This window comes from Rhodanobacter ginsengiterrae (assembly GCF_050026815.1).
Taxonomy (GTDB): Bacteria; Pseudomonadota; Gammaproteobacteria; order Xanthomonadales; family Rhodanobacteraceae; genus Rhodanobacter; species Rhodanobacter ginsengiterrae.
This window is the reverse complement of record NZ_JALBWO010000043.1, coordinates 74775-100408: the sequence shown is the minus strand read 5'-3', so window position 1 is coordinate 100408 and position 25634 is coordinate 74775. Positions and strand designations below refer to the sequence as shown.

General features: G+C 67.4%; 19 protein-coding genes. 10 read left to right on the top strand and 9 right to left on the bottom strand.

Annotation, left to right across the window (positions count from 1 at the left end):
* Nucleotides 1-119 precede the first annotated feature (119 nt).
* Complete coding sequence (locus ACQGNJ_RS03260; protein WP_426687798.1) at nt 120-3320, bottom strand: TonB-dependent receptor; 3201 nt, start codon at nt 3318-3320, stop codon at nt 120-122.
* Nucleotides 3321-3332: 12 nt separating this feature from the next.
* On the bottom strand, nt 3333-4379 hold the full coding sequence (locus tag ACQGNJ_RS03255) for a glucokinase (protein WP_426687797.1): 1047 nt from the start codon (nt 4377-4379) through the stop codon (nt 3333-3335).
* A gap of 61 nt (nt 4380-4440) precedes the next feature.
* Here ACQGNJ_RS03255 and ACQGNJ_RS03250 point away from each other — a divergent pair, with 61 nt between their 5' ends.
* Entirely contained in the window at nt 4441-5763 is a 1323-nt protein-coding gene (locus tag ACQGNJ_RS03250; protein ID WP_426687796.1) for an NAD-dependent epimerase/dehydratase family protein, read from the top strand.
* Between the two features lie 114 nt (nt 5764-5877).
* Here ACQGNJ_RS03250 and glnA read toward each other — a convergent pair whose 3' ends face one another.
* The 4 genes from glnA to ACQGNJ_RS03230 form a co-directional block, all read right to left on the bottom strand.
* Entirely contained in the window at nt 5878-7287 is a 1410-nt protein-coding gene (gene glnA / locus ACQGNJ_RS03245) for a type I glutamate--ammonia ligase (protein WP_426687795.1), read from the bottom strand.
* 187 nt (nt 7288-7474) lie between these two features.
* Complete coding sequence (locus tag ACQGNJ_RS03240; RefSeq protein WP_426687807.1) at nt 7475-8734, bottom strand: ammonium transporter; 1260 nt, start codon at nt 8732-8734, stop codon at nt 7475-7477.
* 89 nt (nt 8735-8823) lie between these two features.
* Nucleotides 8824-9162: a P-II family nitrogen regulator gene (locus ACQGNJ_RS03235; RefSeq protein WP_426687794.1), complete on the bottom strand. Its 339-nt coding sequence runs from the start codon at nt 9160-9162 to the stop codon at nt 8824-8826.
* A gap of 23 nt (nt 9163-9185) precedes the next feature.
* Nucleotides 9186-9932, bottom strand: a complete 747-nt coding sequence (locus ACQGNJ_RS03230) for a TorF family putative porin (protein WP_426687806.1) — start codon at nt 9930-9932, stop codon at nt 9186-9188.
* A gap of 368 nt (nt 9933-10300) precedes the next feature.
* Between ACQGNJ_RS03230 and ACQGNJ_RS03225 the strand changes: the two genes are divergently transcribed.
* Together ACQGNJ_RS03225 and ACQGNJ_RS03220 are read left to right on the top strand one after the other, a co-directional pair.
* Nucleotides 10301-11098 (top strand): undecaprenyl-diphosphate phosphatase, encoded by a 798-nt coding sequence (locus ACQGNJ_RS03225; protein WP_426687793.1) that lies wholly within the window; start codon nt 10301-10303, stop codon nt 11096-11098.
* A 6-nt stretch (nt 11099-11104) separates the two neighbouring features.
* A complete protein-coding gene (locus ACQGNJ_RS03220; RefSeq protein ID WP_426687792.1) occupies nt 11105-12649 on the top strand; it encodes a tetratricopeptide repeat protein in 1545 nt (514 codons plus the stop codon).
* Here the strand turns inward: ACQGNJ_RS03220 and ACQGNJ_RS03215 are convergent.
* Complete coding sequence (locus ACQGNJ_RS03215) at nt 12646-13680, bottom strand: serine hydrolase domain-containing protein (RefSeq protein WP_426687791.1); 1035 nt, start codon at nt 13678-13680, stop codon at nt 12646-12648. The genes ACQGNJ_RS03220 and ACQGNJ_RS03215 overlap by 4 nt on opposite strands.
* Before the next feature lie 198 nt (nt 13681-13878).
* Complete coding sequence (locus ACQGNJ_RS03210; protein ID WP_426687790.1) at nt 13879-14847, bottom strand: LysR family transcriptional regulator; 969 nt, start codon at nt 14845-14847, stop codon at nt 13879-13881.
* Nucleotides 14848-14991: 144 nt separating this feature from the next.
* Here ACQGNJ_RS03210 and ACQGNJ_RS03205 point away from each other — a divergent pair, with 144 nt between their 5' ends.
* From ACQGNJ_RS03205 to ACQGNJ_RS03190, 4 genes are all read left to right on the top strand, one after another.
* Nucleotides 14992-16236: an efflux RND transporter periplasmic adaptor subunit gene (locus tag ACQGNJ_RS03205; protein ID WP_426687789.1), complete on the top strand. Its 1245-nt coding sequence runs from the start codon at nt 14992-14994 to the stop codon at nt 16234-16236.
* 193 nt (nt 16237-16429) lie between these two features.
* On the top strand, nt 16430-19621 hold the full coding sequence (locus ACQGNJ_RS03200) for an efflux RND transporter permease subunit (protein ID WP_426687788.1): 3192 nt from the start codon (nt 16430-16432) through the stop codon (nt 19619-19621).
* Complete coding sequence (locus ACQGNJ_RS03195) at nt 19621-21063, top strand: efflux transporter outer membrane subunit (protein ID WP_426687787.1); 1443 nt, start codon at nt 19621-19623, stop codon at nt 21061-21063. Before ACQGNJ_RS03200 ends, ACQGNJ_RS03195 begins: the two co-directional genes overlap by 1 nt.
* Nucleotides 21060-21803, top strand: coding sequence for an SDR family NAD(P)-dependent oxidoreductase (locus tag ACQGNJ_RS03190; RefSeq protein ID WP_426687786.1), 744 nt, complete (start codon nt 21060-21062; stop codon nt 21801-21803). The genes ACQGNJ_RS03195 and ACQGNJ_RS03190 overlap by 4 nt, the downstream gene beginning before the upstream one ends.
* A 28-nt stretch (nt 21804-21831) precedes the next feature.
* Here ACQGNJ_RS03190 and ACQGNJ_RS03185 read toward each other — a convergent pair whose 3' ends face one another.
* Entirely contained in the window at nt 21832-22335 is a 504-nt protein-coding gene (locus ACQGNJ_RS03185) for a nuclear transport factor 2 family protein (protein WP_426687785.1), read from the bottom strand.
* 353 nt (nt 22336-22688) lie between these two features.
* Between ACQGNJ_RS03185 and ACQGNJ_RS03180 the strand changes: the two genes are divergently transcribed.
* The 3 genes from ACQGNJ_RS03180 (at nt 22689) to ACQGNJ_RS03170 (ending at nt 25602) form a co-directional block, all read left to right on the top strand.
* Nucleotides 22689-23633: a TolB family protein gene (locus ACQGNJ_RS03180; protein ID WP_426687784.1), complete on the top strand. Its 945-nt coding sequence runs from the start codon at nt 22689-22691 to the stop codon at nt 23631-23633.
* A 101-nt stretch (nt 23634-23734) separates the two neighbouring features.
* The gene (locus ACQGNJ_RS03175) at nt 23735-24847 is read left to right on the top strand and encodes a sensor histidine kinase (protein WP_426687783.1); all 1113 of its coding nucleotides are present in this window, start codon (nt 23735-23737) and stop codon (nt 24845-24847) included.
* On the top strand, nt 24844-25602 hold the full coding sequence (locus ACQGNJ_RS03170) for a LytR/AlgR family response regulator transcription factor (RefSeq protein ID WP_426687782.1): 759 nt from the start codon (nt 24844-24846) through the stop codon (nt 25600-25602). Before ACQGNJ_RS03175 ends, ACQGNJ_RS03170 begins: the two co-directional genes overlap by 4 nt.
* The last annotated feature ends 32 nt before the right edge of the window (nt 25603-25634 follow it).

Sequence of the window (25634 nt, the reverse complement as noted above, 5' to 3'; positions counted from 1 at the left end):
TGGTATCTGCGTGGCGCCGGCTTGCCGGTGCAGCAAGCACCTTCGGCAGGATGGCCTCAATCGTGCAGCCTGCCGCGCCCGTGCCGCGGCAGGCACGGAGGCGGAAGCCGCTGTTGCGATCACCACTGACCGCGGATGCCGACCATGAACATGCGTTCGGAGAAGTTCGAATGCGCCGGCTGGTCGGGCCACACCAGGTAGTAGCGCTGGTACGCGTTGGTGAGGTTGGTGCCGTCCACGAACACTTCGGCGGTCTTGGCGATCTTGTACGAGACCGACGCGTCCAGATACTTCTGCGGCGCCTCGTACATCTCCATGCCGGTGATGCCGCCGACGTCCTCCGACACCGCGCGGCGCGAACGGTAGTTGTAGGCGACGCGAGCCTGGAAGCGGTCGTCCTGGTACCACAGGATGAAGTTGCCGGACTTGGTCGAATTGTCCTGGAACGGGATCTTGTGCCCGGCCAGGTCGGTGGCGCCCGAGTTGCTCGGCGCGTAGGTCGCGTTGATTTCCATGCCGGTCCTGGACAGGATGCCGGGCAGGAAGGTGAAGCCCTGGCGATAGTCGAACTCCATGCCGTGGATGCTGTTGCCGGTGCCCTGGATCGGCTCGCTGATGGTGACGCAGTGATTGCGCACCACGCCATCCTCGTCCGGCAGGGTGCAGTCGATGACGCTGCCGCTCTTGATGAAGCTCTGCACGTTGATGCGGAACAGCGCGAGGCTGAGCATGCTGGTGGGGTTGACGTAGTACTCGAGCGAGGCGTTGTAGTTCTTCGAGCGCCACGGGTCGAGCTTGGGGTTGCCGCTGGAACTGCCGGCCGCCACGCGGAACAACGGGCCCTGCGGGGTTTCCACCAGCGAATAGTTCAGCTGCAGCCCGCCGCCCCAGGTGCTGAGGTCCAGCGGCATCATGTTCTTGGAGAAGCCGAGGCGAAACTTCAGGCTGTCGGTGAGATCCAGCGCGAAGTTGGCCGCCGGCAGATAGTCCTTGTAGCTGCGTCGGGTGACCTGCGCGCCGATATCGGCGGGCTCGGTGCCGTACGCGCCCGGGTCGCCGCTGAGCCGCTGGGTGACGCCGAGGTTGGTGCGGATCACGCGCATGCCGACGTTGGCGCTGTACGGCATGTTGCCCAGGCTGCCGTCGAAATTGGCCTGCAGGTAGGCCGAGGTTTCCTTGATGCCCACCGCCCAGGTGGTGCCGGGCTCGCCCTGGCGCTGGGTCTGCGGATACAGCGATTTCCAGTAGGCCTCGGGGTTGTCCATCGCATGCGGATCGATCGCCCAGAAGGTGATCCCCGAACCGAGCAGATTGCTGTACTTCTTCCAGTTGTCGGCCAGCGGTCCGGGCGTGTTGGGAATCTGCAAGGCCGAGATCGGGCCGGCACGGAAATAGCCCTGATCGTTGCCGGCGGTGCACGAGCCGCTGTTCAACACCACGTCGGCGCCGACGTAACGCACCAGGCATCCGTTCGGGTCGCTGGCGCCCATGCCGGCGTACACCGGCGTGACCAGCGTGTAGCCGATGTTGTCGGCGTGGCGGATGCTGTTGCGCACGCCGAAATCCAGCTTGATGCCGTTGTCGAAGGCGTAGTGCCCATCGAGCCGCAGCACGTTGAGGGCGACCTTGCGGTCGTAGTCGCCGGACGACTCCAGCGTCTTCATCGTCCAGCCGTTGGGGTCGGCGAACTGGTTGGCCAGCGACGAAGGCAGGCCCACCGTCAGGTAGCGGCCACGCAGGTCGGCGGTGACCGGCACCGTGTTCTGCGGCATGCCGTTGGCATTGAATACGCGGTTGCCGCCGAGCTGGTCGGGGAAGATGTAGGTGCCGGGTGGCACGGCGTCATCGGGCACGCCGTCTTTCAGCACGTTGGACCACAGGCCGCCATCGGAATTGGAGATGTTGATGTCGGTCTCGACGTTCGACTGGCGCGCGGTGTCGTGAATGCCTCGCAGGCTTGCCGTGAACGGCCCGCCGTCGTCGAAATCCAGCTGCGCGTTGAAGTTCTTCGCGGTGGAATCCTTGCGGGTGATCTGCGAGAACGATTCCACGTCGCCCGGCCATTTTTGATAGACCTGGGTGGTGTACAGGTGGCTGCCGTCCCAGCCCGGCTCGGGCGTGCCGTAGGAACCGGCGACCGGACTGCCGGTGTCGCGCGACTGCAGCGGCACGTAGGTCGCGCCCTGCCAGTTGGTGGAGTTGATCTGGATGCCGACGTTGCGGTCGAACTGTTTCTGGTTCGCGTAGAAGTAGTCGCTGGTGAAGGTGAAGCCGCTGCCCAGGTCCATCTGGAACGAGGCGCTGGCCGACTTGCGCTTGCGCTGGGTGGTGATGTCGTACAGGCCGATGTTCTGGCTGCCCATGAACACGCCGTTGGACTTGCCGTCGCCGTTGACGTCGACGCTGCCGTCGGGGTTCTGCACGATCTGCGGAGGAATCGGCGCGCCGTTCCACGGGGTCAGGAAGCCGTTGTAGCCGCCCGCGCTGGCCGCGTTTTCGCCGTTCAGCACCACGCCGTACTGGTCCAGGCCCTCGTTCGAGTTGGAGCGCGTGGTGTCGGAATAGTCGGCGGAAACCAGCAGGCCCCAGCGACCTTCATCGTTGAACGAGATCAGGCCGTTGGCCTCGGGTCCCCACTTGCTGCTGGTCCGACCGCGCTCGCCGTTGGCGGAGTAGCTGTAGGTGAAACCGCTGGGCAGGTCCCACGGGCGATAGGTGTGCAGGTCGAGCGCGCCGCTGATGCCGCCGTCGGTGGTGCTGGCGGTGGGTGACTTGATCACGTCCACGCCATGGAACAGCGTGGCCGGCAGCATGGTGAAGTCGGGCTGTTGCGAGTCGATCTGGTCGGCGGTGATGAACGCTTCGCCGTTCAACATGGTGCCCACTTCGGGCAGGCCGCGCACGTCGACCGTGGTGCCCACGCCGGCGTCGCGATTGATCTGCACGCCGGTGACGCGTTGCAACGCATCGGTGATGGTCACGTCGGGCAACTGGCCGATGCTCTCGGCGGTGATGCTGTCCTGGATGTTCGGCGCCTGGCGCTTCAGTTCGATCGCGCGCATCTGCGAGGCGCGCACGCCGACGACGTTGACCGCAGACAGCGCAACCGCATTCTTCGCGTCCTTGTCTGCCGCGCTGTTCTTCTTCGCCGGCTTGACCTTGCCGGTGTCGGGCGCGGGCGTTGCCGGCGTGTCTTGCGGCGCGGCGGCACCCGTCGGCGTGCCGGGGCGCGGGGATGCCGCCGCCGAGGTCGCCACCGCCGCCAGCAGGGACATCGATACGGCCAGGGACAAGGGGTGTCTGCGATGTAGGGTGGACATGTGCCTTACCTCTTAGGTTGATGCCTGCCGCGCCGCCTGGGGCACGCCACGCCTGAGATACCACTGGGCCGCACCGAGCACGCCGTGGCGGCCGTGTTCGGTGACCCACACCGGAACCTGCGAAAGGAATGCGCGCACGCTGCGTCCGTGCAGGAAGCGCTCTTCGAACGCGCTGTGCTCGAGCAACGCGAACATCGAATGCAGAAAGCCACCGGCCAGATACACGCCACCGGTGGCCATGAAGGTCATCGCCAGGCTCCCGGCAAAACTTCCCAGCGCCGCGCAAAAGAGCTGCACGGCTTCCACCGCCTGCGCGTCGCTGCAGGCCGCGGCCGCGGCGGTGACTTCGCCGGGCGTAGCCAGCCGCGGCGTTTCTCCGCGCATGGCGCACAGGGCCGCATAGGAAGTCAGCAGGCCGGGGCCGGACACGATGCGTTCGTACGCCACGTAGCCGCCGTGGGGTGCCAGGTGGGCGAGCAGCTCGCGTTCGCGGATCGAACCGGGGGCGAAATCCATCTGGCCGGCTTCGGTCGCCAGCACGTGGCCGCCTGCCGCGGCGGGCAAGCGCACGGCCGCGCCCAGGCCGGTGCCGGGTCCGATCACCAGCACCGGGCCATCATCGGTCCGCACCGCCGGTCCGCACAGCAGCCGGGAGCCATTGGCCGACCCGTTGCCCAGTGCGTAGCCCAGGGCCTCGAAGTCATTGAGGACGGCGATCTCGTCCAGCGCCAGCGACTGGCGCAGCGGCGCCAGATGGATCGGCCAGGGCGAGTTGTCGTTCAACACCTCGTCGTCCTTCAGGTGGCCGGCGCAGGCGAGCACGCAGTGCCGCACGCCGGTATTGGCGTCGCTGTCCACGAACGATTGCAACAGCGCCGCCAGCCCGTCGAACTCCGCACAGGCGAGCTTGCGATAGGCCAGCACTTCGGGCTCGCGCGCGCCGTCTTGGGGCGCCTGCATCAAGGCGACGCGGGCAAACGTGCCGCCCACGTCGGCCGCCAGAAAGGGCAACGCCGCGACGCGAATGGATAGATCGGAATGGGTGATTGCCAAGTCCACTGTGCCTCCCCGCACCGGAACGGCATCAGATTGGGATTCATTGTCACCGGTGTCAACTTGCATGGCAGCACGGGAGAAATCACGGGGATATCGCGTACAACTTTATGATAAATATTACTATTTACGCGATCCACATGACCACATTGAAATCGAAGTGGCTGCGATGCAACATTTCGACGTCAAAGGCGCAGGGTCGGCAGGGCGGCGCATGCGGGGGCGGCGCGCGCCTCGCCCATGGCGCGCCATCGCCGTGTCGCCCGCGGCCGGCCAGCCGCGGGTGCCGGTCCATTGCTCGAGGGCGGCAGCCCCTGTCACTTGCCGCCGCGATTGCGCGATGATCCGGCGGGCGCGAGCGGCCCACTGCGGACGGCGGCGGCTCACTTCGACAACACCACTTGCCCGACTACCTGGAGGATGCATGTCTCGAATCGTCGTCATCGGAGGCAGCGGGCACATTGGCGCCTATCTGATTCCCGCGCTGGTGGAACAAGGCCACGACGTGGTCAACATCAGCCGCGGCCAATCCACGCCGTACCGCCCGCATCCGGCCTGGCGCTCCGTGGAACAGGTGACGATCGACCGCACGGTCGAAGAGCGATCGGGAAGGTTTGCCGCGTGCGTGGTCGAGCTGCGCCCGGACATCGTCGTCGACCTGATCGCGTTCGACCTGCCCGGCACGCAGCGACTGGTGCACGCTCTGCGCGGCAAGGTCGAGCATTTCCTGCATTGCGGAACCATCTGGGTGTACGGCCACAAAGCGGCGATACCGGTCGATGAAAGCGAGCCAACGAATCCGTTCGGCGACTACGGCATCAACAAGGCGGCCACCGAGGCGTGGCTGCTGCACGAGTCCCGCCGCACCGGTTTCCCGGCGACGGTGTTCCGGCCCGGCCATATCGTCGGGCCCGGTTGGGCGCCGATCGGTCCCTGCGGCAATCTCGACCTGGAGGTGTTCGCGCGCATCGCACGCGGCGAGGAAATCGCGCTGCCGAACTTCGGCCTGGAAACCCTCCACCACGTGCACGCGGATGACATCGCGCAATTTGTCATGCGCGCGATGGCCAACCGGCCTGCCTCCATCGGGGAGACGTTCAATGTGGTCGCGGAGAAGGCGCTGAACCTGCGTGGCTACGCCGAGGCCATGTACCGCTGGTTCGGACGGGAGCCGAAGATCCGCTTCCAGCCTTTCGACGCGTGGAAGGCCGGGCAGACCCCCGAGCATGCGGAGCACGCCTGGGAACACATCGCGCGCAGCCCCTGCATGTCGATGGAGAAGGCGCGCCAGCGCCTCGGTTTCCAGCCGCGCCATACCAGCCTGGCCGCCATCCAGGAGGCGGTCGCAGCCTTGATCGCCGCCGGCGATCTTCCGGCCGGACCAGGCTGACGCGCGCCGGTCGCCGACCACGCGGCCGGCAAGCAGATCCTCGTCAGCGGCGCAGCCTTAAACATGACAACGGGCGCCGCAGCGCCCGTTGTCTTCACCCCATGGCTATCGCTCTTACAGCGAGTAGTACATCTGGAATTCCAGCGGGTGGGTACTGGCGCGGTACTTGGTGACTTCCTTCATCTTCACTTCGATGTAGGCATCGATGAAGTCGTCGGTGAACACGCCGCCGGCCTTGAGGAAGTCGCGATCCTTGTCCAGCGCTTCCAGCGCCGCGTCGAGGCTGGAGCAGACCTGCGGGATGTTCTTCTCTTCTTCCGGCGGCAGGTCGTAGAGGTCCTTGTCGGCCGGCGCGCCCGGGTCGATCTTGTTGATGATGCCGTCCAGGCCGGCCATCATCAGCGCGGTGAACACCAGGTAGCCGGAGTTCATCGGATCGGGGAAACGCACTTCAATGCGGCGGCCCTTCGGGCTGGCCACGTACGGGATGCGGCAGCTGGCCGAGCGGTTGCGCGCGGAGTAGGCCAGCATCACCGGCGCCTCGAAGCCCGGCACCAGGCGCTTGTAGCTGTTGGTGGTGGAGTTGGCGAACGCATTGATCGCGCGGGCATGCTTGAAGATGCCGCCGATGTACCACAGCGCGGTCTGGCTGAGGCCGCCGTACAGATCGCCGGCAAACAGGTTCTCGCCGTTCTTGGCCAGCGACTGGTGCACGTGCATGCCGCTGCCGTTGTCGCCGACCAGCGGCTTGGGCATGAAGGTAACGGTCTTGCCGTTCTGGTGCGCCACGTTCTTGATGACGTACTTCATCGTCATCAGTTCGTCGGCCTTCTTCACCAGCGTGTTGAAGCGCACGCCAATCTCGCACTGGCCGGCATTCGCCACTTCGTGGTGATGCACTTCGACCTTCTGACCGAGCGATTCGAGCACCTTGCACATGTCGGCGCGCAGGTCGCCCAGCGAATCGACCGGGCTGACCGGGAAATAGCCGCCCTTCACGCCCGGGCGGTGGCCGGTGTTGTTGCCGTCGTACTTGTAGCGCGACGACCACGCCGCTTCCTCGGAGCCGATCTCGTAGAACACGCGGCCCGGATCGTTCTGCCAGCGCACCGAGTCGAAGATGAAGAACTCGGGCTCCGGACCAAAGAACGCGGTGTCGGCGATGCCGGTGGATTTCAGGAACGCCTCGCCGCGCTTGGCGATCGAGCGCGGGTCGCGGCCGTAGGCCTGCATGGTGCTCGGCTCCAGCACATCGCAATGCAGGATCAGCTGCGGGTGCGCGCTGAACGGGTCGAGGTGGGCGGTGTCCGGGTCGGGCAGCAGGATCATGTCCGACTCGTTGATGCCCTTCCAGCCGGTGATCGAGGAGCCGTCGAACATCTTGCCGTCCTCGAAGGTCGACTCGTCGATCGCGTGGGCCGGGAAGGTGACATGGTGGTGCACGCCGAGCATGTCGGCAAAGCGGAAGTCGACGAACTCGACGTCATGTTCCTGGATCAGGTCGAGCACTTTGTTGGCAGACATGGAGCAACCTCGGCGATGAATGATGGACTGGTGGAGGCAAGGCCCGTGCCAATGGCCGGGAGCATTGCGGGACGGGGGCATTCGGGCTCGTCCGGCCTACCGGACGAGCCCGAATGCCACATGATGGTGCAATGAAGGTGGCACGTTGCACCATCATCGCACGCTCATGGCGTCCCCGGCGAACCGCTCAGACATCGTAGGCGCTTTCGCCGTGCGTGGTGATGTCCAGCCCCTCGCGCTCGGCATCGTAGGGCACCCGCAGGCCGAACACGGCCTTGGCCATGAAGTAGGCCAGCACCGAAACCAGCCCGCTCCAGACCACCGTGATCGCCACGCCCAGTGCCTGCACGCCAAGCTGGTGGCCGATCGCGAAGTTCGCCGCACCGGTGCCGCCCAGCGCGGGCGCGGTGAACACCGCGGTCAGCAGCGCACCGACGATGCCGCCGATGCCGTGCACGCCGAACACATCCAGCGCATCGTCGGCGCGCGACAGGCGCTTCAGTCCGGTGACGCCCCACACACAGCACAGACTGGCCAGCACGCCGATCACGATCGCGCCCAGCGGGCCCACCGTGCCGCAGGCCGGAGTGATGCCGACCAGGCCGGCGACGGCACCGGAAGCGCCGCCCAGCATCGACGCATGACCACGCAGCAGCGACTCGGCCACCAGCCACGCCAGCACCGCCGCGGCCGCGGCCAGCAAGGTGTTGACGAAGGCCAGCGCCGCACCCGAGTTCGCCTCCAGGTTGGAGCCGGCGTTGAAGCCGAACCAGCCCACCCACAGCAGCGCCGCACCGACCATGGTGAAGGTGACGTTGTGCGGTTTCATCGGCTCGCGCCCGAAACCCAGCCGCGGCCCGACCAGATACGCGCCGACCAGACCGGCCACGCCCGCGTTGATGTGCACCACGGTACCGCCGGCGAAATCCAGCGCGCCTTTCGCGAACAGGTAACCGTCCGGCCCGTACCAGACCATGTGCGCGATCGGCAGATAGGCGAAGGTGAACCAGATCGCCGCGAACAGCAGCACCGCACGGAAGCGCATGCGCTCGGCGAACGAACCCACGATCAGCGCCCCGGTGATGCCGGCGAAGGTGGCCTGGAACGCCACGAACACGTATTCCGGCAGCGACACCCCGGCGCTGAAAGTGGCCGCCAGCGTGTCCTTGGTGACGCCGCGCAGGAACACCTTGTCGAAATTGCCGATCAGCGCGCCACCGCCGCTGAACGCCAGGCTGTAGCCGTAGGCCACCCACAGCAGCAGCAGCAGCGAGAACACCGTCATCACCTGCATCAACACCGACAGCACGTTCTTCGAACGCACCAGGCCGCCGTAGAACAGCGCCAGTCCCGGTACCGTCATCAGCAGCACCAGCAGGGTCGAGGTGAGCATCCACGCCACGTCGCCCTTGTCGACCACCGGCACCACCGCCTCGGCATGCAGCATCGGCGCGACCAGGCCCAGCAGCAAGGGCAATCCCGTACGGATGACGCGGAACAGCTTGGAATCTTTCATGGCAACCTCGCGTGGATGGTTCACAGGGCGTCGGCGTCGAGTTCGCCGGTTCGGATGCGGATCACCTGATCCACGCTGGTGATGAAGACCTTGCCGTCACCGACATTGCCGGTGCGCGCGGCCTGCTGGATGTCCTCCAGCACCGCGTCGAGCAGCTCGTCGGGCACCACCACCTCGACCTTGAGCTTGGGCAGGAAGTCGACGACGTATTCGGCGCCGCGATACAGCTCGGTATGCCCTTTCTGGCGACCGAATCCGCGTACTTCGGTGACCGTGATGCCCGACACGCCGGTGCGGGCCAGTGCATCGCGCACCTCGTCGAGCTTGTAGGGGCGAATGATGCTGGTGATCATTTTCATGGGTGGCTCCGGGTGGACGTTGTTCAGAACGACTTGGCCAGCGTCAGCACGGCGGTGGCCCGCGCCAGGTAGTGGCCGGCAGCATTGGTATAGGTCGCGCGACGCGCGTTGGTGTCGTACCAGCCCAGCGCCGCCGACCAGCCGCCGCTGAAGTTGCGCGTCACCCCCAGCTTCCAGTCGGTGTACGAAGCGGCCGAGGTGTTCTGCACCCGCTGGCGACCGGCATGCGCGTTCAGCAGCCAGCCGGGGGCAAATTCGCGGTTCCAGGACAGGTCGAGGTAGTCGCTGTGCTTGCTGGCGGCATAGCCGAACAGATTGGTGAGCGCCCAGGAGTACTTCAGCGAGACACCTTTCCAGGCCAGCGCGGCGTAGACCTCGGTGGTGTTTGGCAGGGTGAAGTCCGCCGGATAGCTGCCGGGATACTGGTAGCGGTAGATGCCGGCGTCGTAGCTCCAGTCGCCGCCGAGGCTGCCGCGATAGCCGCCGTAGAGATCGAGCTCCACGCTGCTGGAAATCGGCGCCGCCGGGCTTGAGGCGTCGGACAGCCAGCTGACATTGCTGCCCCAGCCGCCGAGATACCAGCCGCTGGCGTGGTCGAATTCGAGCCCCGCCTGCACGGCGGGCTTGCGATTGGTCTGCGAGATGCCGCGGAACAGGTAGTCGCTGACCACGCCGGCATTGCCTACCCAGCTGCTGGCCGGCGCCTCGGCCGCCCGTGCCGGCAACACGATGGATGCCATGCCCAACGCTGATAGAGCCCGTACTGCCATCCAGCTTCGCTTCATGAGCCCGTTCCCCTGGTTGCGGTGGGTGAGGCTGATGGACGTCCAGACGTCCATCAGCCTTTTCGTGAGGCGCCGCTTAGCGACCCCCCTCAAGCCACTTCAGCAAGCGGCGTGCCAGCGGGCGCGGGCGTTGCTGCAGCCCGATCGCGGCCATCGCGAGGCTTGCCCGAGCAGGGCATTCGCACCAGCAGCACGCGCCCGCCCGACACGCTTGCACTGTTCCGGTGCGCGCCGCGTCCGATGCCGAAGCCGGGCATGGCCACGCCAGGGCGCCGGCAAAACCCGTAAGCTATGGCGCCCGGCACCGGCCAACGGCAGGCCGGCAACATCTCATCCACACAACGGACTTGCCCGTGATCGACCTGCTCCACGTCATCCTGCTCGGCATCATCGAAGGCATCACCGAATTCCTGCCGATCTCCTCGACCGGCCACCTGCTGATCGCCGAGAAGCTCGGCCTGGGCGCGCGTTCGGACCTGTTCAACATCGGCATCCAGGCCGGTGCGATCCTCGCGGTGACGCTGATCTACTGGCAGCGCATCTGGCAATTGCTGACGCAGTGGCGCGACCCGGCCAACCGCGACTACCTGCTGAAACTGCTGGTGGCATTCCTGATCACCGCGGTGCTCGGCTTCATCGCGGTGAAGATGAACTTCAAGCTGCCCGAGACGGTGACGCCGATCGCGTGGGCGCTGGTGATCGGCGGCCTGTGGATGATCGGCGCCGAACAGATGGCCGCGCGCCAGCCCGATCGCCGCGAGGTGACCTGGAAGGTGGCAATCCTGGTCGGCATTGCGCAGATGGTCGCCGGCATCTTCCCCGGCACCTCGCGCTCGGCCGCCACCATTTTCGCCGCGATGCTGTTCGGTACCAGCAACCGCGCCGCCGCCACCGAGTTCGCCTTCCTGGTCGGCATTCCGACGATGTACGCCGCCACCGGCTACGAGCTGCTGAAGGTGCTGAAGAACGGCGGCGCCGCGCACGAGGACTGGACCGCGTTGCTGGTCGGCTTCGTGGTCTCGGCGATCGTTGCCTTCGTCGCGGTGAAATGGCTGCTCGGCTACATCCGCAGCCACACCTTCACGCCGTTCGCGCTGTACCGCATCGCATTCGGCGTCGCCTTGTTGTTGTTCATCCCGGCGGGAGCCTGACCCAGCGTGACCAGGCTGCGCTTGCTCGACCTGATCGTCGACACGGCCAGCCAGCGGGTCACGCGCGACGGTGTCGCGCTGAACGTCAGCGGCCTCAATTTCCGCCTGCTTGCCTGCCTGCTTGCCAGCGGCGATGCGGTGGTCGACATCGACACGCTGATGACCGAGGTCTGGGCGCCCGCCGTGGTCAACGAGGAAACCGTAACCCAACGCGTGAAGCTGCTGCGGCAGGCGCTCGGCGACGACAGCCGGCAACCGCGCTACATCCGCTCGGTGCGCGGCAAGGGCTATCAACTGTGCAGTGCGCCGGAGCCCGCAGGCGAGGGTCGCAAGCCGCGCCGACGCTGGCTTGCCGCCGGTGGCGCGCTCATGCTGGTGCTTGCCGGCGCCGGCTTCTGGCTCGCCTCGTCGCGGTCGGGGGCGCCTGACCTGCGCAGTCCGCTGGTGCGCCGCGCCGCCTACTACGCGGCCATCGGCCAGGCCGAGAACAACGAACGCGCGCTGTCGCTCTACCAACAGGCCCTGCAGGCCAATCCCGACGACACCGACGCCATGCTCGGCCTCAGTCGTGCATCCAGCGCGCGGGCGTGCCTGTTCAATGGCAGCCGTGCCGACATCGAGCAGGGCCATGCGATGGCGCGCCGCGTGCTGGCGCGCGACCCGCACAACGCCGCTGCCTGGGCGTCGCTGGCTTACGCGCAGGATTGCGCCGGCCGCATCGACGATGCGATCGCCAGCTATGACCACGCCATCGCGCTGAATCCGGCGGACCATGCCACCCGCGCGTCGGTGGCCTATCTCTATCAGGAGAAAGGCCGGCTGGCCGACGCCTTGCGCATGAATCTGCAGGTGCCGGCCGATGCTCCGCGGGTGCGCTTTCGCGACACGCAGGTGGCGCGCGAACTCGAACTGCTCGGCTTCAGCGCCGCCGCGGACGCGCGCTTCGCGAAGATCTTCCAGCTGGATCCGGACAACGTCTTCAGCAATATCGCCTGGCCCCGCTCGCTGTACACGCAGGGACGCTTTGGCGATGCGCGCGTGGCGCTGGCCACCGCATTGGCGCGGCATACGCCGCATCTGGACCTGCTGCTGATGCAGGGCGAGCTTGCCCTGCAAGGCGGCGATCGTGCCGGCGCCGCCGCGGCGTTCCGCCAGGCGGTGGCACTTCGGCCGGAGGCCACGCTGCCGCAGACCTTGCTGGCGCTGTATGGGGAAAGCGGCGTGGCGCGCGGCTGGATCGATCAGCGCATCACCGCGCTGACCACCGACATGCAGCAAGCCCAGCCGTGGCCGAGCAGCATGCTGGAGGTGGCGATGCTGGAGCTGGCACGCGGCAACCGGAACGCCGCCGTGGCGGCGATCGGCCGCGCCATCGACGCGGGCTATCGCGACCGCGCCTACCTGCAGGTGTCGCCACTGTTCGTGGCGCTGGCGGGCGACCCGGAGTTCGCCCGCCAGCTGGCTCGCATCAGCGATGACGTGGCCCGGCAGCGGCAGCAGGTGCTGGCGGCCGACTGGAAGCCCGCCGACCTGCCGCCAGCCACGCACTAGGGCGTGGTCGCCTTGAGGATGTAGTCGCTGATGATCTCGCGCGACTGCGGGTGCGCATAGCGCTGGTTATAGGCCTTGCTGGTGACCACCGCCACCAGGTGACGTTCGGGCACCAGCAGCACGTAGTTGCCGCCGTTGCCGGACATCGACCACGCCGCCACATCCTTGCCGTCGACGGTGAAGTGGAAGTGCCACCACAGATAGCCGTATTCCGCGTCCTCGCGCGGCTGCGCGTGCGGCGTCGTCATCGCCTTGATGTAGTTGGCCGAGATCACCTGCCTGCCGTTCCAGCGGCCACCATCGAGCACCAGCTGGCCGATCTTCGCCAGGTCACGCGTGCGGTAGCGCGTGCCGCCGCCGCCCATGCCGATGCCTTCCGGCGAGGTGTTCCATTTCACCGCGGTGATGCCCAGCGGCTGTTCCAGCACCTGCCCCGCGAACTGCGCGAGCGGCTGCCGGGCGGCGCGCTCCACCGCGGCGCCGGCCACGAAGGCACCGGCGGTGCAGTAGGAAAACGAGCGTCCGAACGGGCTGTCCGCGGGTTTCTCCATCCACGGCGCGAAGCCCTTCACCGGCAGCGCCAGTGCGAAGTCCAGCCAGCGCTCGGTGACGTACATGCGCTCTTCGTTGCCGCTGGAGAACGGGTTCTCGTCGTCGCACTCCCACAGCGAGCTCATCGTCAGCAGGTCCTCCAGCGTGGTTTTCTTCAGACGCGGGTCCGCCGGCTGGTGGCCTGGGAAGAAGGCGTAGACCGGCGCATTCACCCCGCTGATCAGATGGCGATCGATCGCGGCGCCCACCAGCAGGGCGGTGATGCTCTTGCTGGCCGAGCGCACGTCGTTGAGGGTGTCGGCGGTGCTGCCGTTGAAATAGTGTTCGTAGACGGTCTTGCCGTCCTGGACCACCATGATGCTGGTGATGTCCTTGTAGGTCTTGTCGGCGATCTTCGCCTCGACCGGGGTCAGTCGGGCCAGGTCGGCGGCGTGGACGGTGGTGGTGGCGAGCAGCAGTGTGGCGAGCAGACGTTTCATGGCAATTCCTGGCAATACGGTCGATCGACCGCTGGCGCATGAGGCCAGAGCGGCGGATGAAGTGCCGGAAATGCGTCTGAAGAATCATGAAGTGCCCCGCACGCCGGCCGCGAAGGCTTGCGGCTGCTCACTTGCCGCACGCGGTCCGGCGCACGGGCCGTTGCCGTGGTTTCGCCGTGGCCGACGCCGAAGCGACGGTCAGGCCACGGCGGCCAGGCTTTTCTCGCGCACCGGCCTGGGCAGCCCGGGCGTGCCGACCGCGCACTGGCCGGGCTGGTTGGTCCGTTCGAACAGCTCGCGCACCCATTCGATGAAGGCCTGCACCCGCGCCGACAGGTGCTTCTTCTGCGGGTAGACGATCCACACCGGCTTGCCGGTCGAGGTGGTGTCGGTCATCACCAGTTCCAGCATGCCCTTGTCCAGCAGGCACGCGGCCAGCATGCGCGGCACCTGGGTGATGCCCAGTCCGGCCGCCACCGCCTGCAGCACCGACTCGCCGTCGTTGATCAGCATGTGCGCGTCGATGTCCAGGCTCACCTGCCCGCGCGGCGTGTCGAATTGCCACTGGCGCGGACGGCCGTTCGGGTAGACGTAGTTGATGCAGCGATGGTCTTTCAGGTCCTCGATGCTGCGCGGTGCGCCGTACTTGCGCAGGTACTCCGGCGAGGCGCACACCACGTTGCTGAGGTAGCCGATCTTGCGCGCGATCAGGCTGGAATCCTCCAGCTGGCCGACGCGGATGGCGCAATCGAGGCCCTCGCCGTTGAGGTCCATCGGCAGGTCGCTCATCGACAGTTCCAGCCGGATGTCCGGGTAGCGCTGCTCGAATTCGGTCAGCCGCGGGATCACCGCGGCACGGCCCACCGACAGCGAGATGCCCACGCGCAACTTGCCGGTCGGCTTGCTGTTGGCGAAGTTCAGCGCCTCGGTGGCCTCGGCCAGATCGGCCAGGATTTCCCTGCAGCGTGCATGGAACGAGGCACCCACGTCGGTCAGCCGCAGCGAGCGGGTGGAACGAAACAGCAGGCGCGCACCCAGCTGGGTTTCCAGCCGCGCCACCGCCCGGCTCACGCCGGACGGGGTCATGCCGAGCTGGGCCGCCGCCGCCGCGAAACTCTTGGCCTCGACCACGCGGACGAAGGTCGAAATTGCGGAAAAGTCTTCCATTGTTTCAATTCCTCGACGATTCGTGACTGCGGCTCACGAGTGTAGTGCGCAAGAAACGGATTTTCTATACCGCGAAGTACACCTATTCTCTCGACCCTTCGCCGGACGACTTGCGTCCGGCCACCAAGGTTCTGGGAGCGCGAGATGAAAAAACAATGGATGCTGGCCCCTTTGATCGCTGCCGGTGTGCTGGGCAGCTGGGTGCTGCTGCACGGCGGCAACAGCCAGGCACAGACCCCCGCCGGTGGCGCGCCGCCCGAAGTCACCGTGGCCCAGGCACTGAGCCGCCAGGTCAGCGACAGCGCCGAATTCACCGGCCGGCTGCAGGCGGTCGACACGGTGCAGGTACAGCCGCGGGTCGGCGGTTTCGTCGATTCGGTACATTTCCAGGAAGGCGCGCTGGTACACAAGGGCGACGTGCTGTTCCAGCTCGATCCGCGCCCATATCAGGCCGAGGTCGACCGGCTCGCCGCCAACCAGGCGCAGGCCAAGGCGGAGCTGAGCCTGGCCGAGACCAACCAGCGCCGTGCCGCGATGCTGCTGGCCCAGCATGCGATCGCGCAGCAGGAAGCCGATCGCCAGGGCACCACCGAACAGAGCGCGCGCGCCCAGCTGGCCGCCGCCACCGCCGCACTGGCCGCCGCACGACTGAACCTGGATTTCACCCGGGTGCGCTCGCCGATCGACGGCCGCGTCAGCAATGCCCGGGTCACCCCCGGCAACCTGGTGACCAGCAGCGACGTGCTGACCAGCGTGGTCTCGGTCAATCCGGTCTACGTCTATTTCGACGTGGATGAGCAGACCTGGCTGAAGCTCGACCATCTGCGCAGCGGTGCGGCGAAGGCCGGTCGCAATGCCCGGATCGAGGCCGCGATGGGACTGGCCGACGAAACCGGCCATCCGCATCAGGGTCGCCTCGACTTCGTCGACAACCAGCTGCACACCGGCTCCGGCACGATGCGCCTGCGCGCGGTGTTCGACAACGCCGATGGGCTGTACACACCGGGGCTGTACGCCCGCGTGCAGCTGCAGAGCGGTCAGGCCCGCCCGCGCGTGCTGGTGGACGACCGCGCGATCGGCACCGACCTCGGCAACCAGTTCGTCTACGTGGTCGACAAGGACAACAAGGTGCAATACCGCAAGGTCGACACCGGCGCGCTGGTGCATGGCCTGCGCGTGGTCGACAGCGGGTTGACCGCCAATGACGTGGTGGTGGTGAACGGCTTGCAGCGCGTGCGGCCCGGCGTCGAGGTGAACCCGCAGAAGGTGGCGATGAGCTATCGCCTCGACGCCGCGGACAAGGCGCTGGTCGAGCGCGGCGATGCGTCGGGTGGCGACTCGCGCACGGCGCAGAACAAGTCGCCGAACCCGGCAATTCCGCAGGGCTGATGTGCTCCCTCCCCTGCCGCAAGTCCCCTGGCGGGACTTGCAGCAGGGGAAGGCTGGGGAGGGGTGAAGCCCTCCAGCGAGCCAGGAAGCCAAGAGCAAGAGCGTTACCCCCTCCCGACCTCCCCCTGCAAGCAGGGGGAGGAGCAACAGAAAGACCGAGGCCGCGAAGCGCGCCTCGTCGAGGATGCATTGCATGAAAAACATCGCCCAATTTTTCGTCGACCGGCCGATCATGGCCGCCGTGCTGTCGCTGCTGTTCGTGATCACCGGCAGCATCGCGGTGTTCAAGCTGCCGATCAGCGAATACCCCGAAGTGGTGCCGCCCACCGTGGTGGTGCGCGCGGCCTACCCCGGCGCCAACCCCAAGGTCATCGGCGAAACCGTCGCCACGCCGCTGGAAGAACAGATCAACGGCGTCGAGGGCATGCTGTACACCTCGTCGCAAGCGACCAGTGACGGCGCGCTGACCCTGACCGTGACGTTCGCGCTGGGCACCGATCTCAACACTGCCCAGGTCGACGTGCAGAACCGCGTGGCGCAGGCGCTGCCGAAACTTCCCGAGGAAGTGCAGCGGCTGGGCGTGACCACGCAGAAGAGCTCGCCCGACCTGACCATGGTGGTGCATCTCACCTCGCCCGATCAGCGCTACGACATGCTGTACCTGTCGAACTACGCGCGCCTGCACGTCAAGGATGTGCTGGGCCGGCTCGACGGCGTCGGCGACGTGCAGATCTTCGGCGCCGGCGAATACTCGATGCGCGTGTGGCTGGACCCGCAGAAACTGGCGCAGCGCTCGCTCACCACCGGTGACGTGATCAACGCGATCCGCGAGCAGAACGTGCAGGTCGCCGCCGGTGCGCTGAACGCACCGCCCGGCCCGAGCAACAATGCGTTCCAGCTCAACATCAACACGCGCGGACGACTGATCAGCGAGGACGACTTCCGCAACATCATCGTGCGCACCGACGCCACCGGCGGCGTGACGCATCTGAGTGATGTCGCCAAGGTCGACCTCGGCTCGAACAACTACGCGCTGCGCAGCCTGCTCGACAACAAGCCGGCGGTGGCGCTGCCGATCTTCGCGCGGCCCGGCTCCAACGCGATCCAGATCTCCGACGAAGTGCGCAGCACCATGGCGCAGCTGAAGAAGGAGTTCCCGCAGGGCGTCGACTATTCGATCGTGTACGACCCCACCGTGTTCGTGCGCGGTTCGATCGAGGCGGTGGCGCACACGCTGCTGGAAGCGATCCTGCTGGTGGTGCTGGTGGTGATCCTGTTCCTGCAGACCTGGCGTGCCTCGATCATCCCGCTGGTGGCGGTGCCGGTGTCGCTGATCGGCACGTTCGCGGTGATGTACCTGGCCGGCTTCTCGCTCAACGCCTTGAGTCTGTTCGGACTGGTGCTGGCGATCGGCATCGTGGTCGATGACGCGATCGTGGTGGTGGAGAATGTCGAGCGGCACATCGAGCTCGGCCAGTCGCCGCGCGACGCCACCCGCCTGGCGATGCGCGAAGTCACCGGCCCGATCGTGGCCACCGCGCTGGTGCTGTGCGCGGTGTTCATCCCGACCGCCTTCGTCAGCGGCCTCACCGGCCAGTTCTATCGCCAGTTCGCACTGACCATCGCGATCTCCACGGTGATCTCCGCGTTCAATTCGCTGACCCTGAGCCCGGCGCTGGCCGCCGTGCTGCTGAGGGGCCACGATGCGCCGAAGGATCGCCTCACCCGCGGCATCGACCGCGCGTTCGGCTGGCTGTTCCGTCCGTTCAACCGGATGTTCCATCGTGGCTCGGAGCGCTACGTCGGCGGCGTCAAGCGCATCGTCGGCAAGGGCAAGCTGGCGCTGGTGGTGTATGCCGGCCTGATCGCGCTGACCTGGTTCGGCTTCTCGCACGTGCCGACCGGTTTCGTGCCGGGGCAGGACAAGCAGTACCTGGTGGCCTTCGCGCAGCTGCCCGACGCCGCCTCGCTCGACCGTTCCGAAGACGTGATCCAGCGCATGGGCGCGATCGCGCTGAAGCAGCCGGGCGTCGAACATGCCGTCGCGTTCCCCGGCCTGTCGATCAATGGTTTCACCAACTCGACCAACTCCGGCATCGTGTTCGTCACGCTGAAGCCGTTCGAGGAACGCCGCGGCGCGGAGCTGTCGGCCGGCGCGATTGCCGGTGCGCTGAACCAGAAATTCGCGGCGATCCAGGACGCGTACATCGCGGTATTCCCGCCGCCGCCGGTGATGGGCCTGGGCACGATCGGCGGCTTCCGCCTGCAGCTGGAGGATCGCAGCGACCGCGGTTTCGACGAGCTGTACAAGCAGACGCAGAACCTGATCGCCGCCAGCCGGAAGGATCCGGCACTCGCCGGGCTGTTCTCCAGCTTCCAGGTCAGCGTGCCACAGGTGGATGCCGACGTGGATCGCGAGAAGGCCAAGGCCGAGGGCGTGAATCTTGGTGATGTCTACCAGACCATGCAGGCGTACATGGGCTCGCTCTACGTCAACGACTTCAACCGCTTCGGCCGTACCTACCAGGTGAACGTGTCCGCCGATCCGGCGTTCCGCCATACGCCGCAGGACATCCTCGCGCTGAAGACGCGCAACGCGCAGGGCCAGATGGTGCCGCTGGGTTCGTTCGTCACCGTGCAGCAGGGTGCCGGCCCGGATCGCGTGCAGCACTACAACGGTTATCCGACCGCCGAGATCAACGGCGGCCCGGCGCCCGGCTTCAGTTCCGGCCAGGCGCAGGCGGCGATGGAGAAGCTGGCGAAGGACAACCTGCCCAACGGCATCAGCTTCGAGTGGACCGAACTGACCTACCAGCAGATCCTCGCCGGCAATACCGCGATCCTGGTATTCCCGCTGTGCGTGTTGCTGGTGTTCCTGGTGCTGTCGTCGCTGTACGAAAGCTGGTCGCTGCCGCTGGCGGTGATCCTGATCGTGCCGATGGTGCTGCTGTCCGCGATCGCCGGCGTGTGGCTCAGCGGTGGCGACAACAACATCTTCACCCAGATCGGATTGATCGTGCTGGTCGGACTGGCGTGCAAGAACGCGATCCTGATCGTCGAGTTCGCCCGCGAACGCCAGCATGAAGGCATGAGCCGCCACGAGGCGGTGCTGGAGGCGGCGAAACTGCGACTGCGCCCGATCCTGATGACCTCGTTCGCCTTCATCATGGGCGTGGTGCCGCTGGTCACCTCGCACGGCGCCGGCGCCGAGATGCGCCATGCGATGGGCGTGGCGGTGTTCTCCGGCATGCTCGGCGTGACCATCTTCGGGCTGATCTACACCCCGCTGTTCTACGTCTTGATTCGCGCCCTGGTCGAACGCCGCGAGGCGCGCGCGGCCGAACGTGCCGCCGCGCATGCGCTGCCGGCGCTGGAGAACCACTGATGAAAAGCATGTTCAAGCTAGCCGCGCTCGCCGCGGCCCTGGCCCTCGCCGGCTGTGCCAGCGTCGGCCCGAACTACCACGAAGTGAAACCTGCCGCACCGCAGTTGCAAGGCCTCGATGCGGCGCAGGAAAACAACGCGCAGTTCCAGGCGGCGTGGTGGAAGCAGTTCAACGATCCGGTGCTGGATGCGTTGATCCAGCGCGCCGCGGCGAACAACCTGGACCTGCGCATCGCGGTGGCGCGCCTGCACGAATCGCGCGCGCTGCTCAGCGGCGCCAAGTCCGAGCAGCTGCCGACGATCGACGCCAACGTGAACTACACGCGCAGCCGCGGCCAGCAGCCGGGCTTCGGTACGCAGCGACAGACGGTGACGACGTACCAGGCCGGCTTCGACGCATCATGGGAGCTGGACCTGTTCGGCGGCGTGCGCCGTTCGGTCGAGGCGTCCAGCGCCGATCTCGGCGCCAGCGAGGCCGCGCTGCACAACGCGCAAGTCAGCCTGCTGGCCGAAGTCGCACGCAACTATTTCGAATTGCGCGGCAGCCAGCTGCGGCTGGACATCGCCCGGCGCGACATCGACAGCGAGCAGCAGACCGTGCACCTGACCGAGGTGCGCCAGCAACTCGGTTCCGGTTCCGAGCAGGACGTGGCCAGCGCGAGGGCCCGCCTGAGTGCGGTGCAGGCGCAACTGCCGCTGCTGCAGAGCCAGGCCAGTGCCAGCGAATTCCGCCTCGCCGTGCTGCTCGGCGAACGGCCGGGCGAGCTCGACATCGACGTCTCGCCGAAGAGCTTCACGCCGATCGCCGTGAGTCTGCCGATCGGCGACGCCGGCGACGTGCTGTCGCGCCGTCCGGACGTCCGGATGGCCGAACGCGAATACGCCGCCGCCACCGCGCGCATCGGCGTGGCGAAGGCGGATTTCTTCCCGCACATCACGCTGGGCGGCTTCCTCGGTTTCCTGTCCGGTCGCAGCAACGACTTCGGCAGCCCGGCGACGCGCGCGTGGTCGCTGGCGCCAAGCATCAGCTGGCCTGGCCTCAACGTGCAGCGCGTGCGCGCCAACCTGCATGCCAGCGAGGCACGCGCCGATGCGGCGCAGGCGAACTACCAGCAGTCCGTGCTGCTGGCGATCGAGGACATCGACAACGCGGTCACCGGCTTCAACCAGCAGCGCGTGCGCGTCGATCACCTGATCGAACAAGGCGCGCAGAGCAAGCGCGCCGCCGACCTGGCCCGCGTGCGCTACCAGGAAGGTGCCACCAGCTTCCTCGAACTGCTCGATGCGCAGCGCACCCAGCTCGCCGCCGAAGACGACCTGGCCCAGGCCGAGGCGGCGATCAACACCCGCGCGGTAGCGCTGTACAAGGCGCTCGGCGGTGGCTGGCAGGCCTGCGGCGACGAGCATTGCAGCGCGGTGGCCAAGACCGACGCCGCGCCATGAGCCGGCCGGCCCGACGCGTGCCGGCGCCTGCGACGGCGACCGCGCCCGTGTACCGCGTGGCGCTGGTCAGCGGTGCGAACCGCGGCCTCGGTTTCGAGGTGGCGCGCCAGCTCAGCGAGCGCGGCATGACCGTGCTGCTGGGTGCACGCGATTTCGACAAGGGCCTGCATGCGGCGCGCAAGCTCGCCGGTGCGCCCGGCGAGGTGATCGCGGTGCAGCTCGACGTGACCCGCCAGGATCAGGTCGACGCGCTGGCGCGCTGGATCGAGATCACTTACGGCCGGCTCGACGTGCTGGTCAACAATGCGGGCGCTTTCTACGACCCTGCGGCGCACCCGTCCGGCACCGACATCGCACCGGTGCGCGATGCACTGGAAACCCATCTGTTCGGCAGCTGGCGTCTCTCCAGCGCGATGCTGCCGCTGATGCGACGCCATCGCTACGGCCGCATCGTCAATGTCTCCAGCGGTTGCGGTGCGAGCACCACCACCAGCGACAACTGCCCGGCCTACCGCGTCTCCAAGTCGGCGCTGAACACCTATACCCGCGCGCTGGCCAGCGAGCTCGAAGGCAGCGGCATCCAGGTCAACGCGGTGTGCCCCGGCTGGGTCGCCACCGACATGGGCGGCCCGGGTGGCCGACCGGTGGCCGACGGCGCGGCCGGCATCGTCTGGGCCGCCTGCCTGCCCGAGCCGATCAGCGGCGGCTTCTTCCGCGACGGTCAGCGCATCAGCTGGTGACCGCCGCGGCGGTCGCCCTGGCGATCGATCAGCTTTTTGGCGTGCCGCTGTGCTGCGAGTACAGCGCGTGCCAGCGCCCGTCGACGTAGACGAAGATATCGGACGAACGCACATCGCTGGCCGCCCCCTTGGCTGGGTCGTAGAACGACAGGATCGCGGTGTCGCCGTGAATCACCACCGCCTTGCCCGACGGATGCGCCTTGAGCCACGCCTCGACCTTGCGCCGCTCGGTGTCGGAGCCGCGATTCTTCGCCGCATGCGCCACGATCGCCGACTTCGGATGCACCGCGCCATCGGCACCGACCGAGCGGTATTCCGGCAGCAGCATGTCGTCGAGCCACGCCGCGTCGCCGTCGAGTTCAGCCTCCAGCCAGTGCTGGTCGACCGCGATCACCGCCGCCTCGCTGCGGGCGGATTCATCGACGCCGGCGGCCCGCGCGGCCGAGGTGGCCGCGATCACTGCCTCGCCGCCCAACACCAGCACGGCGAGGCAGGCCATGCCCAGCGGGAGGAAATGTTGCTTGCTGCGCATGCGCTAAGTCCTGGTTCGTGGCGGGATCGCCGCCGGACGAGCGTGCCTCGCCGGCCGGCCAACCGCGCCGCTTCGGTGATGAGCGCCCGCGACGCGGTGACCAGCGGTTGGCTGGGACGGTTCAGCGGCGACAGCCGGCTGCAGCGCGGCGACGAGCATCCGTGCAGCCGGCCTTCGAGGACACGGTGACCAGCCGCCTGCATCGGCCGATGCACCGTTCGTCATCGCCGCCGCGCCGGTGGTCACAGCAGCGGCGACGCAGGCGACGGCCCGTGCCAGCCTGCATGGATCGTCCACGTCCATGGCGCCGCTCCTCGATCGACGCGCGGGCCATGCCACCAGGGAGAAGCTGCATGAAATTGTCGACTGCGCTGGTCGTTCTGCTCGCCGTTGGAACGTCGGCCCACGCGGCCACGACCGCCGGCGCGATCGCAACGATCTTCGCGCCGGGAGAGATTGCCGCTACCGCCGACGACGGCGCGGCGGCATTCACCCCGGATGGCGCGACGGTGTATTTCATGCGCGGCACCGACAGCTTCACGCTGATGGAATCGCACCGTGATCGCGGTCACTGGTCGACGCCCAAGGCCGCGCCGTTCTCCGGGCACTGGCGCGATCTCGATCCGGCGATGGCACCGGACGGCTCGTTCCTGCTGTTCGTCTCCAACCGCCCGGCGCGACCCGGCGGCGAACCGATCGACGCGGTTCACGCCGGTCAACGCGGCGCGGGCCAGGGCATGAACCTGTGGCGGGTGAACCGGCAAGGCAACGGCTGGGGCGCGCCGACGCGCCTGCCTGACATCGTCAACAGCTGCTCGACGACGTTCGCGCCCAGCGTCGCGGCCGACGGCAGCATCTACTTCATCGGCTGCAGCAAGTCGGACGTCCAGCTTCATCTGCTGCACTCGGTTTACCGCGACGGCAGTTACCAGCCGCCCTACGCGATGAAGCTCGGCGATGCGGGCATGCAGATCCGCGATCCGGCGATCGCTCCCGATCGCTCGTTCATCGTCGTCAGCACGAAACCCACGGGCAGCCAGCAACCGTATCGGCTCGCCATCGCGTTCCGCACGCCCGCCGGCTGGAGCGCACTGCGCGACCTCGGCGACACGGTGAACGGCGGCAAGCACAGCATGGGTGCCCAGCTGGGTGCCGATCACCGCACGCTGTACTTCTACAGCGACCGCCGCCTGCCGTCGTCGGACCCGGATGCCGCGGCAACGTGGAACAACGGCGCCGACCACATCTGGCAGGTGTCGCTGGCACCCTGGCTGGACGCGCGTCGCGCGCCGCACTGAGCGGCATGTTCCCGCGATCGCGCGCCGGGCTTCCCGTGCCGGCGTATCTTCCGGCACATCCATCGCCGTACCGCTACGGGCACACTGCGCGGATGAAAGCGATGAACATCGCCCGTGCCGATCATGTGCCTGAGCGCGCCGAACCCGCGCGCCGCCAGGTCTGGCTGCTGGCGTTCGGTTTCTGGACCCTGCTGGCGCTGTCGTACGCGCTGAGCTCGGGGCTGTCCTCGCTCAGCGAAGGACGCGACGCCAACTGGCTGCGCGGGCTGAGCTGGAATCTCGCGGATTTCTGGTGGTGGATGCTGTTGGCTGCGGGCATCGGCTGGCTGGGGCGACGCAGCGCCGGCCTCAGCTGGTCGCGTTTCCTGCTTCTGCACGTGCCCGCCAGCCTCGGCGTGGCGCTGGCGCAGACGATGCTGCAGCTGCTGATCTTCTGGACCGTCAGCGGCCCGGGCCAGATGCCGGTGACGTCGTTCGGCGGCTTCGTGCACATGGAATTTGCCTACAAGTTCCAGCAGGGGCTGGTGACCTACTGGGTGATCCTGGCGGTGCTGCGCGGGATGGCATCGCGGCGGCACCTGCGCGACGAACGCCTGCGCCGCACCCAGCTGGAATCACAATTGGCGCAGGCGCAACTGCAGGCGCTGCGCATGCAGCTGCAGCCGCACTTCCTGTTCAACACGCTCAACGCGATCTCCGCGCTGGCGCTGGCCGACCCGCTGCAGGCGCGGCTGATGATTGCGCGCTTGAGCGACTTCCTGCGCCTCACCCTGGAGGAACGCCACGCACCGCAGGTGCCGCTGTCACGGGAGCTGGAATTCCTCACCTGCTATCTCGACATCCAGCAGGTGCGTTTCCAGGATCGCTTGAGCACCCGACTCGACGTGGCCGACGACACGCTCACGGCCGCCGTGCCCAATCTGATCCTGCAGCCGCTGGTGGAAAACGCGCTGCGCCACGGCCTGCAGGACAAACCCGGTGCCGGCATGCTGCGCGTTTCCACCCGGCGCGATGGCGCGCAATTGCACTTGCGCGTGGACGACGACGGCCTCGGCCTGCCGCCCGCCGGCACGCCCGAAGGCATCGGCCTGGGCAATACCCGTTCACGCCTGCGCATGCTGTTCGGCGACGCGGCGGGGCTCGAACTCAGCGCGATCCCCGGCGGCGGCACCCGTGCCGAAGTGCGCCTGCCCTTCGCCGAGCACGTCGCATGAACCACACGCCACGCCTGCGCACCGTGCTGGTCGACGACGAGGTGCTGGCGCGCCTCGCGCTGCGCCAGGCACTGGCCAGCCACGCCGAAGTGGAGATCGTCGGCGAATGCGGCAACGCCGCCGAGGCGATGCAGGCGGTGCGCGCACTGCAGCCGGACCTGCTGTTGCTGGACATCCAGATGCCCGGCATGGACGGCTTCGAACTGCTGCACGAACTGGCCCCCGACCGCCTGCCGCTGGTGGTGTTCACCACCGCCTTCGCCGAACACGCGCTGCGCGCGTTCGACGCCAGGGCGCTGGACTATGTGCTGAAACCGATCGATCAGGCCCGCTTCGACCAGGCCATGGTGCGCGTGAACCAGCACTGGCAAGGCCTGCACGCGGCGGCCGGCGCAGCGAGCGAGCCAGCCCCCGCCGGGAGTTACGTGCAGCGCCTCAGCGTGCGCCATGGCGAGCACATCCGCGTGCTTGCCGTCGACGACATCGACTGGATCCGCGCCGACGGCAACTACCTGCACATCCACGTCGGCCCGGTGCGTTACCTGCACCGCGACACCCTGCGCCACGTGCTGGCGCAGCTCGACCCCGCGCGCTTCCTGCGCATCCACCGCGGCACACTGGTGAACCTCGCGCGCATCCGCGAAGTGCATCCGCTGTTCAAGGGCGGGGCCGAGATCGTGTTGCACGATGGCACCAGGCTGGATCTCAGTCGACGCTTTCGTGCCGGGGCGCGCAGCGTGCTTGGCTTGCCCTGAAGAGCTGCGCGAAACCAACTCAGCCTAACCCT